3 protein-coding genes are annotated in these 16,628 nt (G+C 69.7%); all 3 read right to left on the bottom strand.

The window, feature by feature from the left end:
* Positions 1-16: 16 nt before the first annotated feature.
* The 3 genes from C5E41_RS04190 to lnt all read right to left on the bottom strand — a co-directional run bounded on the left by C5E41_RS04190 (position 17) and on the right by lnt (position 16,608).
* A complete protein-coding gene (locus C5E41_RS04190) occupies positions 17-1,009 on the bottom strand; it encodes an ATP-binding cassette domain-containing protein (RefSeq protein WP_104374476.1) in 993 nt (330 codons plus the stop codon).
* On the bottom strand, positions 1,006-14,646 hold the full coding sequence (locus C5E41_RS04185) for a non-ribosomal peptide synthetase (protein WP_104374475.1): 13,641 nt from the start codon (positions 14,644-14,646) through the stop codon (positions 1,006-1,008). Before C5E41_RS04185 ends, C5E41_RS04190 begins: the two co-directional genes overlap by 4 nt.
* 369 nt (positions 14,647-15,015) lie before the next feature.
* Entirely contained in the window at positions 15,016-16,608 is a 1,593-nt protein-coding gene (gene lnt / locus C5E41_RS04180) for an apolipoprotein N-acyltransferase (protein ID WP_104374474.1), read from the bottom strand.
* Positions 16,609-16,628: the final 20 nt, after the last annotated feature.

The raw sequence follows: 16,628 nt of genomic DNA, 5'->3' as shown, positions 1-16,628 counted from the left end.
GCCGCGTCGGCGGTACTCACGACATGATCTCCTCTGCTACGTCTTCTTCGGTTTCGGATTCTTCGATCGGTTCCGCGGGCGTGCCGGTCAGCGACAGGAACACATCGTCGAGACTCGGCCGGGTCACCTCCGCGTCGACCACGCACACCCCCGCGTCGTCGAGCCGGCGCAACGCCTCGACCATGGTCCGGGTACCGTCGCCCACCACGATCGACACGTGGTCGGCGCCCGGTTCATGGATGGGCTCGCCGAGCCCGACCTCGCTCAGCACGGACTTCGCCGGGCCCGGGTCCTGCCCCTCGGCGAGGGTGACGGTGAGCCGGTCGCCACCGATCGAGGTCTTCAGTTCGTCGGCGGAGCCGCGCGCGATCACACGGCCCTTGTCGATTACCGTGATCCGGTCGGCCAGCTGGTCGGCCTCCTGCAGATACTGAGTGGTCAGCAGCACGGTGGTGCCGTCGTCGACCAGATCGCCGATCACCTTCCACATGTCGAGCCGGCCGCGCGGGTCCAGACCGGTGGTCGGCTCGTCGAGCACCACCACCGTGGGCCGGGCCACCAGCGCACCCGCGAGGTCCAGTCGGCGGGCCATACCGCCGGAATAGGTGCCCGCGCGCCGCCCGGCCGCGTGTTCGAGTCCCAGCGCCGAGAGCAGTTCGGCCGCGCGCGCGGCGGACTTCTTGTGGTTCATGCCGTACAGCCGGGCCACCATCCGTAGATTCTCGAATCCGGACAGGTTCTCGTCGACCGCGGCGTACTGCCCCGACAGCCCGATCCGGGTGCGCACCCGCGCCGGATGATGCACCACGTCGACGCCGGCGACCCGGACGTTGCCGGAGGTCGGTTTCAACAGGGTGGTGACGATTCGGACCGTCGTCGTCTTACCGGCGCCGTTGGGACCCAGCAGACCCATCACGGTTCCCGAGGGGATCTCCAGATCGATGCCGTCGAGTACCCGGGCCTTACCGTAGGTCTTGACCAGATCGGTGACTTCCACTGCCAGGCTCACAGCGTCTCCTCCGTGTCGCCGCCGGCGGCGGCCTCGAGTTGTTGCCGCAGCACCGGGCCGATCACGGCCAGCGCTTCCGGTGTCGTCATGCCGGAGTGCCGGCAGCGCAGTTTGCGGTCCTCGATCACACCCGTGACGAACGGTTCCCACGCCGCGGCGCAGCGCTCCGGATCGGCGAGGTTGACCTCGTCGTCGGCGGCGGTGAAGAACAGCAGATCACCGTCGAAGACGCGCGGCCGGAATCCGTTGGCCTGCACCGTGCCGTTGGCGTAGCCGGTGTAGAGCCGCTGCAGGTGGTCCATGGTCAGCGCCGCGAACGGGCCCGGCCGGCCGCGCAGCAGCTCGGCCGCCTCCTCCAGGGTCAGGCCCGCGTCCACGCCGTTGTCGCCGCCGAGCAGATCGCTGCCGAATTCGCCGATGATGTCGGCCACGCCCGGCATGGCCTGGTCGAGCCAGCGGTCGCCGAGCTGGTAGCTGTCCATCATCGCCAGCAGCGCCACCCGCTGGCCCGCGTCCTGCAGCTGCACCGCGATCTCGTGGGCGATCAAACCACCCAGCGACCAGCCGAGCAGATGGTACGGCCCCTCCGGCTGCACCGAACGCATATGCGCGACATAGTCTTTCGCGGCGGCCCGGATCGAGTCGTGCTCCTGCTCACCGGTGATGTGCGGCGCCTGCAGCCCGTAGACCGGGCGGTCGCCGGGCAGATGCGCCAGCAGTCCGGCGTAGCACCACGACAGCCCGATCGCCGGGTGCACACAGAACAGCGGCGGCGGCGTGGCCTCGGCGACGGGGCGAATCGGCAGCAGCGGCTGCATCGCGACCGCCAGCACATCCTCGCCGGAGGCCGCCAGCTGCCGGGCGATGCCGGCCGGGGTGGATTCGGCGAACATCAGCTGCACCGGCATCTCGATCCCAGCAGACCGCAGGTGCGCCACCACCTTCGTCGCCAGCAGCGAGTTGCCGCCCAGATCGAAGAACCCGTCGTCGGCGCCGACCTTGTCGACTCCCAGGACATCGGCGAACGCGTCGCAGACCGCCGTTTCCATCGGTCCCGACGGCGCGCGGTAGCCGTGCTCGGTGGCGAAGACCGGTTCGGGCAGCGCCTTGCGATCCAGCTTGCCCACCGGACTCAGCGGAACCGACTCCAGCAGCATGATCGATTGCGGCACCATATAACTCGGCACCAATCCGGCCACGTGAGCGCGCAACTGCGCCGGCGTCGGATTCGTGCCGGTGCGCGGCTTCACATACGAGACCAGCGCGGTGGCGCCCGAGACGGTCCGGTGACCGATCGTCGTCGACCATTCGACCTGTGCGTGGCGGTGCAGTGCGGCGTCGATCTCACCGAGTTCGATGCGGAAACCGCGAATCTTGACCTGGTGGTCGGTGCGGCCCACGTACTCGAGTTCGAAGCGGCCACCGCGCTGCACCCAGCGCACCAGATCGCCCGTGCGGTACATGCGTTCGCCGGGCTTGCCGAACGGATTGGCCACGAAACGGCCGGCGCTGAGCCCGGTGCGGTTGTGGTAGCCGCGCGCCAGCGCCGAACCGGACAGGTACAGCTCGCCGACGACGCCGGCCGGGGTCGGATGCAGCCGCGAATCCAGGACCGCCGCGTGCACACCGCGAATCGGTGCGCCGATGGTGATCGGCGCACCCGGCGCGATCGGCGGGGCCATCAGCGTCACGATGGTCGTTTCGGTCGGGCCGTACACGTTGTGCAGGTTCCGGCCGGGCGCCCACCGCGCCACGAGCTCCGGCGGTAGCGCCTCGCCACCGACGAGCACGTGCCGGAACGAGTCGAGACCGGCCGGATCGACCGTGCCGAGCGCAGCGGTGGTGATGAACGCGTGGGTGATCTCTTCCTCGGCCAGCAGCCGTGCGAGATCCGCACCGCCGTAGATCCCGGTCGGGGCGATCACCAGCGTCGCCGCCCCGCCCAGGGCGAACAGCAGGTCGAGCATCGCCGCGTCGAAGCTGGGAGTGGCGAAGTGCAGCACCCGGCTGTCGGGCCGCACGTCGAACCGCTCGGCGGTTTCGGCGGCGAAGTTCGACAGACCGCCGTGGGTGACCACCACACCCTTGGGCGTGCCGGTCGAACCGGAGGTGTAGATGACGTAGGCCGGGTTCTCGATCCGCAACCGGCCCCGCCGCTCCGCCGGAGCGATCGGCGCATCGGAGGCGCGCAGCACGTGCTCCTGCAGGCCGGGTCCGTCCAGGTCCATCCATTCCGCCCCCGCGGGCATACGCTCGCGGTGGGCGGCGAGCGTAATGCCCAGCGTGGCACCGGAATCGGTGAGCATGTGGGCGATTCGGTGTTCGGGATAGCCGGGGTCGACCGGCACGAACGCCGCACCAGCCTTGGCCACCGCCAGCGTCGCCGCCACCGACTCCATCGACCGCGGAATACCCACGGCGACAAGCATTTCCGGTCCGACCCCGAGGGAGATCAGCACCCGCGCCAGGCGGTTGGTCCATCGGTCCAGCGCACCGTAGCTGATCTCGGCGTCTTCGGTGCGCAGGGCGATCGCCCGCGGATCGACGGCCACCGCGGCGGCGAAGACCTCGGGCAGCGTCCCCGGCCGGCCGCCGAGGGCACCCCGCACGGGCGCCAGCGTCGACCATTCGGTGGGGTCGAGCAGCTCCAGATCGCCGACCGGCAGTTCCGGATTCGCGGCCGCCGCCTGCAGCAGCCGGGCGAAGCGGGCGCCGAGGCGGGCGGCACTGATGTCGTCGAACAGGTCACGGGCGAAATTCACCGAGACGGTGATCCCGGCCGGTTCCCGCTGTTGGGTCCACGATTCGGTGAGGGTGAACTGCAGATCGAATTTCGCGATCCCCGGATCGGCGTCACAGGCCTCGATCGTCACCTCGGGCAGTTCCAGGCTGCGCACCGGCTGATTCCGCACCGAGAGCATGACCTGGAACATCGGGTGATGCGCCTGCGAGCGCGCCGGATTGAGTACCTCGACCAGCCGCTCGAACGGCACATCCGCATGTGCGAAGGCCTCGAGGTCGATATCGCGCACCGCGCGCAGCAGATCGGCGAAGCTCTGCGCGCCGCTGACCGGCGTGCGCAGTACCAGGGTGCCGACGAACATGCCGACCATCGCGTCGAGGGCCTGCTGTCCACGTCCGGCGATCGGCGTGCCGACGGTGATGTCGTGCTCGGCGCTGATCCGGTGCAGCAGCGAGGCCAGCGCGGCGTGCAGGACCATGAACATGGTGACGCCGTGACGGGCGGCGACGGCCTGCAGTTCGCGGTGCGTGTCCGCGTCCAGGACGCAGTCCACCGTGCCGCCGCGATAACTCGGCGTCGCCGGGCGGCGCCGGTCGGTGGGTAGCGGCAGCAGTTCGGGAATGCCGTCCAGTGCCGCGCGCCAGTAGTCGAGCTGGCGGCTGATCGGCGATTCCGGATCGTCCTCCGCGCCCAGCGCGTCCCGCAGCCACAGCGTGTAGTCGGCGTACTGGACAGGCAACTCGGCCCATTCCGGCGCCGACCCGGCCGCATACGACCGGTACGCACTCGCGATATCGGCGGCCAGCGGCTCCAGCGACCAGCCGTCCATCGCGATGTGATGGACCACCAGCACCAGCACGTGATCGTCGGCGGCGATCCGCAGCAGCTGCGCCCGCAGCGGCGCGGTGGAGGCGAGATCGAATCCGGCCTCCGCGAAAGTTCTTACGGCACCGGTAATTTCACCCTCATCGACGTCGACGACCGGCAGCGCCACCGCGGCCTCACCGGGTGCCAGCACTCGCTGATAGGGCTCGCCTTCGACCTCCGGGAAGACCGTGCGCAGTGTTTCGTGACGCCGCTGCACCGCATGCAGCGCCGCGTGCAGCGCCGCCACATCCAACGCGCCGCGCATCCGCAGCGCGACCGGCACGTTGTAGACGCCGGACAGATCCTCGGCCGAGGAGGCGTTGAACCGGTTGAGGAACCACAGCCGCCGCTGCGCCGCCGAGAGCGGCACCCGGGCGGGGCGCTCCCGCCGCGTCAGAGCCGGGCCGTGGTCGCCGTCGCGGGCGCCGCCGTCGAGCAGGGCGGCGAGTTCGGCGACGGTCGGGGCGCCGAAGACCGAACGCACCTGCACCCGCACCCCGGTGGCATCGCTCAGCCGGGCCACCAATTGCGTTGCCAGCAGCGAGTTTCCGCCGATCTCGAAGAAGTTGTCGTCGGCGCCGACGGATTCGGCGCCGATCAGTTCGGCCATCACCCGCGCGACCAGGCGTTCGGTGTCGGTGCCCGGTTCCCGCGCCGCGGTGGTGATCTGCTGCGGTTGCGGCAGCGCGTCACGGTCGAGTTTGCCGACCGGGGTCAGCGGAATCCGGTCCAGCACGGTGACGCTGCTGGGCACCATATGCGCCGGCAGGTGCGCGGCCACATGGTCACGCAGCGCCTCGACGTCGATGTCGGTGCCGGGCTCGGCAGGCTGGACATAGGACACGATCCGCGGTGTACCGGCGATCTCGCGCACCTCGGTGTGGGCGAAACGCAGCGCCGGGTGCGCGGCCAGCACCTCGGTGATCTCGCCGAGTTCGATGCGGAAACCACGCAGTTTCACCTGGTGATCACTGCGGCCGAGGTAGACGATCTCCCCGTCGGCGCGCCACCGCACCACATCGCCGGTGCGGTACATGCGCGCGCCGTCGGGCCCGTACGGGTCGGCGACGAATCGCGCGGCGCTGAGGCCGGGGCGATCGAAGTAGCCGCGCGCGACGGACTGGCCACCGAGATACAACTCGCCCGGGACGCCGACCGGGACAGGCCGCAGCCGCTCGTCGAGCACTACCGCATGCACGCCACGCACCAGCGAGCCGATGGTCACCTGGTCACCGACCGCCATCGGACCCGCGATCGTGACCACGATGGTCGTCTCGGTCGGGCCGTAACCGTTGAACAGCATCCGGCCCGGCGACCACCGCTCGATCAGATCCGTGCCGAGTGCCTCGCCGCCGACCATGATCGAGCGCAGATGTGGCAGCGGCCAGCGCCGGTGGTCGATGGTGGCCAGTGCGGCGGAGGTCATGAAGGTGTGGCTGATGCGTTCGCGATCCATGAGGGCGGCCAGTTCGTCGCCGCCGTAGATGTCGGGCGGGCAGATCACCATGGTGGCGCCGGCGCCGATCGCCAGCAGCAGATCCAGCATCGCCGCATCGAAACTCGGGCTCGCGAAGTGCAGGGTGCGGGCGTCGCGGTCTACCCGCATCCGGTCGCGTGCCTCGTCGGCGAAATTGGACAACCCCGCGTGGGTGACGGCCACACCTTTGGGTTTGCCGGTCGACCCGGATGTGTAGATCAGATAGACCAGATCGCTCGTCCGTACCGTACGGAGCCGTTCGCCGTCGGTGATCGTGCGCTCGTCCCGGGCGTCCAGTTCCGCGAGCAGCCGCGCGTCGTCGAGCAGCAGCCACTCGGTGCCGGACGTCGGGCCATCGTTCTCGGTGGCACGGCTCAGCCGATCCCGATGCGCGGTCGTGGAGATGCCGAGCGCGCACCCGGAATCGGTGAGCATATGGCGAACACGGTCGGTGGGATAGTTCGGATCGACGGGGACGAACGCCGCCCCGGATTTGGTGACGGCGAGGGCGGCGGCCACCGATTCGATCGACCGGGTGAGCCCGATGGCCACCCGGTCGCCGCTGCCGATACCGCGGGCGATCAGGGCGCGGGCGATCCGATTCGAACAGCGCTCCAACTCGGCGTAGCTGAGTTCGTCGTCGCCGCTGCGGATCGCGGTGCGGTGCGGATGCAGGTGAGCGGTGGCGGTGAAGTAGTTCGCCAGGCTGCACTGCGGGGTGGCGGCCGGGCCGCGGCGCGGGGCGAAGTCCGTGCGTTCGACGTCGGTGCGGGCGTCGATGTCGCGCACCCGAATCCGTGCGTCGGCGCTGACCGACTCCAGCACCAGCAGCAACCGCTCGGCCAGCGTGCGCACCGTGTCCTCGTCGAAAAGTTCGGCGGCGTAGACCATTTCGAGGTCCCGGGTATCGGCGGGCACCCGCAGTTCCAGATCGAACTTGGCCACCGCGATGTCGAGTTCCTCCGCGCGCAACCGCAGGCCGGGCAATTCGAGGGCGGGCGGCGTGGTGTCCTGCAGGGTGAGCGCGACCTGCAGCAGCGGCCGCAGTCCGCCGTTGCCGCGTCCGAGTTCCTCGACGATGCGCTCGAACGGCAGTTCCGCGTGCGACATAGCGGAGAGTTCACCGTCGCGGTCGGCGCGCAGCTGATCGGCGAAGGTGTGGTCGGGATCGACATCCGAGCGCAGCATCAGGGTGTTGACGAACATGCCGACCAGGTCGTCGAGGCGGGTATCGGCCCGCCCGGCCACCGGCGTGCCGATGACGATGTCGCGGCCGGCGGTGACGACGCGCAGCACCACCGCCAGCGCCGAGCGCAGCACCATGAACAGGCTCACGCCCTGCGCGCGGGCCAGCTCCTCGAGCCGCTCCCGCAGCTCTTCCGGCATCCGGATCCGCACGACGCCGGCGCGGTTGGTCGGCTCGGCCGGGCGCGGCCGGTCGTAGGGCAGCGGCAACTCCTCCGGCAGGCCCGCGAGGGTTTCACGCCAGAACCGCAGCTGCACCGCCGCAGCACTGGCCGGATCGGATTCGTCGCCGAGGCACTCGCGTTGCCACAGACTGAAATCGGCGTACTGCACCGGCAGCCGCGCCCAGGCCGGAGCCGCCCCGTCGCGACGCGCCGTGTAGGCGACCATCAGATCGGTGGTGAGCGGTCCCAGCGACCAGCCGTCCGCGGCGATGTGATGGACCACGATGCCCAGCTGATAGGTACGAATCCCGGTGCGCAGCACCGTCATTCGCAGCGGCATCTCCCGGGTGAGGTCGAATCCGCGTTGGGCGAGGCCGCGCAGCGCCAGCCGGGCGCCGCGTTCGTCGGTCACCACGGGTTCCAGCACCGGCAAGCAGCGGTCGGAGTCGAGGACCAGCTGGTACGGACCGGCCTGATCTTCGGGGAAGATCGTGCGCAGCACCTCGTGCCGCTCGACCAGGTCGGCCACCGCGGCGCGCAGGGCGGGCAGATCCGGATCGCCGTCGATGCGCAACGCGAAAGCGATGTTGTAGGCGCTGGATTCGGGGGCATAGCGGTTCAGGAACCACATCCGCTGCTGCGGCAGCGACAATGGAATCCGGCCGGGGCGTGGGTCGTACCGCGTCAGCGCCACCCGGTTCGTGCGCGGCGCGTGTTCCAGGTGCGCCGCGACGCCGGCCACGGTGGGCGCTTCGAAGATGGCCCGGACGGGGAGTTCCACGCCGAATTCGGTGTGCAGTGCGGCGGTGAGCCGCGTCGCCAGCAGCGAGTTGCCGCCGGCGTCGAAGAAACTGTCCTCGGCGCCCGGGACAGCGTGACCGAGCACCGTGGCGAAGACCTGCGCGACCCGCTGTTCCAGTTCCGATTCCGGCGCACGGGACGGTCCGGCGGAGCTGAAGACCGGCGCGGGCAGCGCCTTGCGGTCGACCTTGCCCGACGGTGTCACCGGCACCCGGTCCAGCACCGTGATCGCCGCGGGAACCATATAGGCGGGCAGGTGGCGGCGCGCTGTCTCGAGCACCTCGGCCGGGTCGATCTCGGTGTCGGCGGCCAGATAGGAGGCCAGCCGGGCGGCACCGTGCTCGCCGGTGTGCACGACGGTCATCGCGAACCGCACTCCCGGATGCGCGCGCAGCACATGGTCGATTTCGCGCAGTTCGATGCGGAAACCGCGGATCTTCACCTGATCGTCGGCGCGCCCCAGGAAGCGCAGCACACCGTTGCCGTCGGTCGTCACCAGATCGCCGGTGCGGTACATGCGCTCGCCGCGGCGCCCGTGCGGATTCGCCGGAAACCGGGCGGCGGTCAGGCCGTGGCGGCCCAGATAGCCGCGGGCCAGGCCGGGCCCGGAGATGTACAACTCCCCCGCGACGCCTGGCGGAACCGGACGCAATCGGTTGTCCAGGATGAACAGTCGCATCCCGCGCACCGGCTTGCCGATGGGGACGGGACGGCCCGCGACCATCGGGTCGCTGGCGGTGGCGGCGACGGTGGCCTCGGAGGGGCCGTACATGTTGTGCATGCGCCGCCCGGCGGTCCAGGTGCGGACCAGATCCTCGGGGCATGCGTCACCGCCGACGATGACGGCCTCGAGATCGTCGAGGCCGTCCGGGGATACGGTCGCCAGCGCGGCCGGGGTGATGAAGGCGTGGGTGATCCGCTCCTCGCGCAGCAGCCGCGCGAGCTCGGCGCCGCCGTAGAGTCCGGCCGGCGCGACCACGATGGTGGCGCCCGCCGCGAAGCCCAGCAGCAGTTCGAGCACCGAAGCGTCGAACGAGGGCGAGGAGAAGTGCAGCGTGCGCGCCGTGTCGTTGACCCGGAACAGGTGCATCTGCTCGTGCGCCAGCGAGGCGATGCCGCCGTGGGTGACCACGACCGCCTTGGGCCTGCCGCTCGAGCCGGAGGTGTAGATCAGATACGCCGGATGCGAAATACGCAGCGGCAGTGGACGATCCCGATCGGTGATCGGGGCCGGCGAGACCCGCGCGAGGGCGTCGGTGAGGACGCCCGAATCCATCAGCAGCCAGTCGGCGCCCTGTTTACGATGCCGCCCGCGGTGCATCGGCCGCCTCGGCATGGCGGCGTGGCTGCGGGCGTCGGTCAGGCCGAGCATCGCACCGGAATCGGCGAGCATGTGCTCGATACGTTCGGCGGGATAGCCGGGGTCGACCGGCACATAGGCCGCACCGGTCTTGGCGACCGCCCAGATCGCGGTGATCGAGGCCAGGCTGCGCGGCAGCGCGATCGCGACCACCACCTCGGGACCCGCGCCGTGTTCGATCAGCACCCGCGCCAGTCGGTTGGAAGCCTCGTCGATCTCCCGGTAGGTGGTGTCGCGGCCCCGGTATCGGACCGCGACCAGATCCGGCACCCGTTCCGCGGTCTCGTGCAGCAGCCGCGCCAGGCTCAGCGGCGGCACGCCGGGCGCCCCGGCGATCGGCACCAGTCTGCCGACCTCCCGCGCGTCGAGAATCGGCAGATCACCGACCGGGGTCTCCGGCGCGCCGACCGCGGCGTCGAGCAGCCGGACGAAACGCCGCGCCACCGACTCGACCGTGGCGCGGTCGAAAACATCGGCGGCATAACCGAATTCGGCGGTCAGCGGGCCGTTCTCGGCGTCAGCGGCATCGCTGTCGTGGACGATCAGTTGCAGATCGAATTTCGCGACGCCGACATCCATCGGCAGCACCCGCGCGCTGAGACCGGGCAGGTCGACTCGCAGTTCGGGGTTGTTCTCGTAGGACAGCATCACCTGGAACAGCGGGTGCCGGCCCGCGTCGCGGGAGGGGTTGACGACCTCGACCAGCCGCTCGAACGGCACATCGGCGTTGGCGAAGGCGTCGAGGTCGGTTTCGCGGACGCGGTCGAGCATGCGATCGAATCCGGTGGCGGGGTCGACCTCGGTGCGCAGTACCAGGGTGTTGACGAACATGCCGACCAGATCGTCGAGCGCCGGATCGGAGCGACCGGCGATCGGGGTGCCGATGGCGATATCGGAGGTGCCGCACAGGCGTGAGAGCAGGCTCGCCAGGGCGGCATGCATGATCATGAACGTGCTGACGCCGCGCTCGGCCGCCACCTCGGCCACCGCGCGGCGGGTGTCGGCCGGAATCGTGAATTCGACTCGGCCACCGGCGGTGTCGCGCTGCCGCGGGCGCGGGCGGTCCAGCGGTAGGTCCAGCTGATCGGGGAGTTCGGCCAGGGCGGTGCGCCAGTAGGCCAGTTGCCGCGCCAGCGCACTGGTCGGGTCGGTCTCGTCGCCCAGCAGTTCGCGCTGCCACAGGGCGAAATCGGCGTACTGCACCGGCAGCGGGGCCCACCGCGGGGCCCGGCCCGTGGTCCGCGCGGCGACCGCACCCATCAGATCGCGAGCCAGCGGCGCCACCGACCAGCCGTCACCGCAGATGTGGTGCAGGACCACCAGAAAGACGTGTTCGTCGGGTCCGGTGGCATACAGCGCCACCCGGATCGGCGCCTGACTGCGCAGATCGAAACCGTATCCGGCGTATTCGGTGGCCAGGGCCAGCGCGTCGGCACCGGTGGCGTCGATCGGCTCGAGGTTCAGCGGGATCTCGGCGGCCGGATGGATCACCTGGACCGGGCCGGTCGGCGAATCGGGGAAGGTGGTGCGCAGACTCTCGTGCCGGTCGAGCACATCGAGCAGCGCGGCGCGGAGCACCTCGACCTCGAGCGGTCCGCTCAGCTCGACGGCCAGTGGCATGTTGTAGGCGCCGGCGTGTTCGGCGAAACGGTTGAGGATCCACAACCGCTGCTGGGCGAGCGAGAGTGGGATGTGTTGCGGCCGTGGGCCAGCCACCAGTTTCGGAGAGGACCGGTCGACGCCGTGCGCGCCGATTCGTTCGGCGAGCTGGGCGACCGTCGGCGACTCGAACAGATCGCGGATGGTCAGTCCGGAGCCGAAGGCGGCGTTGATCCGGGCCACGGCCCGGGCGGCCGACAGCGAATTGCCGCCGAGGTCGAAGAAGCTGTCCTCGACGCCGAGGCTCTCGCAACCGAGGACCTCGGTGACGAGGGCGGCCAGCTGGCGTTCGGTGGCCGTGCGCGGCTCGACGATGCGGTCGCCGCCGCGACGCGCGGGCGCCTCCGGTGCGGGCAGCGCCTTGCGGTCGATCTTTCCGTTGGCGCTCAAGGGTAATTCGTCGAGCACGACGACCACCGTCGGCACCATGTACCCGGGCAGGACGCCGCGCAGGTCGGCGATCAGCGCGGCGCTGTCGACTGTGCGCCCCGGCGCGGCTACCACGTAGCCGACCAGCTCGTCACCGGCCGGGGTGGTGTGGGCGACGCAGACCGCGCGGGCGATCCGCTCGTCGGCCAGCAGCGCCGCCTCGACCTCGCCCAGTTCGATCCGCTGCCCGCGGATCTTCACCTGAAAGTCGCTGCGTCCCAAGTATTCCAGGACCGCGGGCAACTGGTCGGCACCGGTCGCGGGCGGGATCGGATCCATCCGCCAGCGCACCAGGTCGCCGGTGCGATACATGCGGGTGCCGGGGGTGAACGGATTGGCCACGAAGCGATCCGCGGTCAGGCCGGGGCGGCCCAGATAGCCGCGAGCCAGCTGCACCCCGGCCAGATACAGCTCGCCGACCACGCCGGGCGCGACCGGACGCAAGGTCTCATCGAGGACGTAGACCTGGGTGTTCCAGACCGGCGCGCCGATCGGGATGATGTCGTTCTCCGGCGCGCACGCCCAGTGGGTGACGTCGACGGCCGCCTCGGTGGGCCCGTACAGGTTGTGCAGCTGCGCCCCACCGGACGGCGAGGCCCCGGATCGGCGCGCACCGGGAACGACGGCGTGGAAATCGCGGACGGTCGCCGCCGGCAGCGCCTCACCGCTGCAGAACACCCGGCGCAGTCCGCCGCAGCCGCGCACATCGGTGTCGGTGACGAAGACCGACAGCATCGACGGCACGAAATGGGCTGTGGTCACGTTCTTTTCGGCGATGATCCGCGCGAGATAGGCAGGATCGCGGTGGCCGTCCGGCGCGGCGATCACCAGCCGCGCGCCGATCTGCAACGGCCAGAAGAACTCCCACACCGACACGTCGAACGTCGCGGGGGTCTTCTGCAAGACGGTGTCACTCTCGTCGAGCGGATACCGATGCTGCATCCACGCCAGGCGGTTCACGATGGCGGCGTGGGTGATGCCGACGCCCTTGGGTTTACCGGTCGAGCCGGAGGTAAAGATCACGTAGGCCAGGTGGTCGCGGCGCAGCGGTGCTTGCCGGTCGGCGTCGGTGATCGGCGGTTCGGCGCCGGAATCGGCGGTGCCGAGCGTTTGGATGTCGATCACCGCGACCTCGGCGGGGAGATCGGCTTCATCGCGGGTCGCGGTCAGAACGCACAGCGGCGCGGCCTGCTCGAGGATCTGCGCGGTGCGCTCGGCCGGATGATCCGGATCGATCGGCAGATAGGCCGCCCCCGCACGCACGATCGCATACATGCCGACCACCAGGTCGAGACTGCGCCGCATAGCCAGGCCCACGACCGTGTCGGGTCCGGCGCCGCGGGCGATCAGCATCCGGGCCAGCCGGTCGGCGCGCTGCCGTAGTTGTTCGTAAGTCAGTGTGCCGCCGTCGAATTCGAGTGCGATCGCATCCGGCGTGGCCCGCGCCTGCGTTCCGAACAGGTCGGCGAGCGTGCCCGGCTGCTCCGGCACCGCGGTCGCATTCCATTGCCGCAGTACCTCGTCGCGTTCGGCGTCGGTGATCACCGGCACCGCCGCGACCGGCTCGGCGGGATCGGCGGTCAGAAAGCGGTTCAGGTAGCCGAGGAACCGCTCGTGGTGGCGCGCCAGTTCGGCCGCGCCGTAGAGCTGCGGATTGGCCTCGAAATCGACGTGGATGCGCCCACCCTCGCCGTTGTAGAGGTTGATCGACAGATCCTCGACCGGCCCGGTGGACAGGACGTTCAACGAGCCGACGAGGCTGCCGAAGTTCAGTTCGCTGTGGAACAGCATGATATTGACCATCGGCCCGAAGAAGCCGCGGGCATCGCGCGAATAACCGCAGTCGCGTCTGATGTCGTCGTGGCGGTAACGCTGGTGCCGCAGGGCGCCGGTGATCTGCAGTTCGGTCGCCTTGACCACGTCGGCGACCGTGGTGCCGGCGTCGAATCGCACCCGGATGGGCACCACGTTCGACACCACGCCCGCGGAGCGGCGCAGCGCGACGGTGGTCCGCGCGGACATCGGCAGGCTCAGCACCACATCGGAGGTGCCGGTCGCCGCGCGCACGTACCCGGCCAGCGCCGCGACCACGAGTGCGGAGTTCTGCGAGTCGAATGTGGTTGCGGCGGTGTTGAGTTCGACTTCTGTCTCGGCGTCGAGCACGGCCGCCGCGAGGCGCCGGCCGGGGTCCGGCGCGGACGGGACGATCCCCGACGACGACAGTGTCAACGGCGCGCCCACCCCCGCGAGCTGCTCACGCCAGTACTCCCGGTCGGCACGGAAGCGGCTCGACTCCCGGTACTGCGACTCCCCGGCGTAGATTTCCGCCAGCGGGGTCGCCCGCGAGACCGAGGGCTCGGTGTGGTTCTCCAGCGCGGTATAGATCTCGGCAGTCCGGGTCAGCGCGTTCATGGAGCCATAGCCGTCGATGACGATGTGGTGGGCGCGGCAGTACCAGATGTAGTCCTGGTCACCGATGCGCAGAACGGCGTTGAGGGTCAACGGTTCCTGTTCGATATCGATCGGGCTGCTGGCGTGCTCGTTCATCCACCGCAGCGCCGCCGCGCGCGGATCGGGTTCCTGGCGCAGGTCCATCCGGGCCCAGCCGGGCCGATGCGCCGAATCCACCACCTGCTGCGGCATGCCGTCGATCTCCACGACGCGCAGCTGGCCCACCTGGGACTCCGCGCCGAACCGCTCGATCGAGTAGAGCAGCCGGCCCACGTCGAGATCACCGTGAATTTCCACGTATTGCGCGATGGTCAGTGGCACATCGGGTCGAATCCGCTGCGCGTACCATAGGGCGGTTTGCGCCGGTGACAGAGCGAAGGGTTGTGCTGAGAATTCGCCGGAAGCACATTGGTCGACACGATCGGTGGCCAATGAACTCATCAATCACTCCGTTCTGCCGCTGTATCCGCAACTCCCCGGTCCCCGTCCGCGGGCGGAAAAGCGCGCGCCAGCGGGAGGACGTGATCCACGCCCTATGATTCGGAGCCCCGTTGCGGCCGGACTGGTAACGATGTCGTGATCTTCGGCCGCGAACACCACAGACAGGTAAGGCAATTGAATAGCTATTTCACCGCAAATAACGGCCTAGCTGCCCAGCCTCCCCGTCAACAGGAGGATCGACGGCGCACCTTTTCGGGAGCGCAATCGTCCGGCGAATGCGTATGGACGGCCCGCGGAATCGAGGTGGTGCGAAATGCCGATTCGCGGGTACCCGCGATGTGTGATTGTCCGCAACAGCTGCGGCGGCCGTCAATCGAATGCCGGGTCGCCGGTGACGTCCTCATCGGCACGACGGGTCGAGCGCGTCGTTCGCCACCGAGTAGCCGCGACCAGGGCGACGGCCGCAGCAAGAATACACAACATCCGTTCCGGAAGGGGTCCCATCGCGGTCGCGGGTGTCGTCTCGCCGCGCAACGGCAACGTCGCCTCCAGTGCGGCGGGCGCGAATTTCTCGCTGTGCTGCCGCACCACGCCGTCGGCGGTGACGACGGCGCTGACGCCGGTGGTCGCGGCGACCACGAGTGCCCGGCCGTGCTCGACGGCCCGCACCCGTGACATGGCCAACTGCTGGTAGGTCATATCGCTGTCGCCGAATGTGGCGTTGTTCGTCGGGACGGTGAGCAATTGCGCACCGGCGCGCAGCGAATCCTCGAAGGCCCGGTCGAAGGCGACCTCGTAACAGGTCGCCACCCCGATCGCGACCATCGGGCCACCGCCTGCCGGTCGGGCGTGCACGACCCCGTCGCCGTGGCCGGGTACGAAGTAGCCGGCGCGGTCGGCGTAGCTGGAGAAGTGTCGGAAGAAGCCGCGATAGGGCAGGTATTCACCGAAGGGCTGAATGATCTTCTTGTCGTGGCGCTCCCCGGGTCCGTCGGCGTCCCACACGATGACCGAATTGGTGGTGGTGCGGTCGTCGTTGACGAGGACGGCGCCCACCAGGATCGGGGCGTGGATGTCGCGGGAAGCCGCAGTGATCTCGTCGTAGGCGTCGGAATTGCGCAGCGGGTCGATATCGGAGGAATTCTCCGGCCAGATCACCACATCCGGGTGGGCGGCTGTCCCGGCGGCGACCGCGCGGGCCAGCTCCTCGGTACGGCGAATGTGATTGTCCAGCACGGCCCGGCGCTGAGCGTTGAAGTCCAGGCCCAGCCGCGGCACGCTGCCCTGGATAGCGGCGACCGTGATCGACCGGTCTCCGTCGTCCGGGGCGGGCAGCGCGGTCCGGAGGATCACTCCGGTAATCGGGATAATAGCCACAAGGGTTGCGAGAGTGATAATTACGACCGCACGCCGTTCGGGTGCCCGCGGGCGCAACCGAAGGACAAACGCGGCCAGAACGGTTCCGGTCAAGGCGACCGCTAAGCTCACCGCCGGTGCGCCGCCGAGCCAGGCCAGCGGCAGGTACCAGCCGTCGGCCTGACCGAAAGCGAGTCGGCCCCACGGAAATCCGCCGAACGGGAAGCTGGACCGTCCCCATTCGGTGAGAGTCCACATCAACGCGCCCCACACCGGCCAGCCCGGCAGTGGGCACACCAGCCGCGACAGCAGCCCGAACAAGCCGACATAGACAGCGCACGCTGCCGAGAGCGCCAGCCACGGCACCGGGCCGACGTAGATGCCGGTCCACGGCAGCAGCGGCAGAAAGAACGCCAGCCCCGCCAACAGTCCGTAGCCGAAGCCGCCACGCAACCTCGTCGCATCCCGCACCGTCAGGGTCAGGATCGCGATCCCGATCGGCGCGAGATACCAGCAGGTGCGCGGCGGAAAGCTCGCGAACAACAGCAGCCCGGCGACGACAGCGGCCCCGATCCTCCCCCACACCCGCCACGTCACGCCCAGCACCGCGCCAGCCTACTGGGATG

Source organism: Nocardia nova, from assembly GCF_002933465.1.
Lineage (GTDB): Bacteria > Actinomycetota > Actinomycetes > Mycobacteriales > Mycobacteriaceae > Nocardia > Nocardia nova_B.
Note: the sequence above shows the minus strand (reverse complement) of the source record. Positions and strands in the feature narration are given on the sequence as shown.

Coding starts and splice junctions, on each gene's coding strand:
- C5E41_RS04185 (WP_104374475.1), bottom strand. CDS start 14,646: ATGAGTTCATTGGCCACCGATCGTGTCGACCAATGTGCTTCCGGCGAA.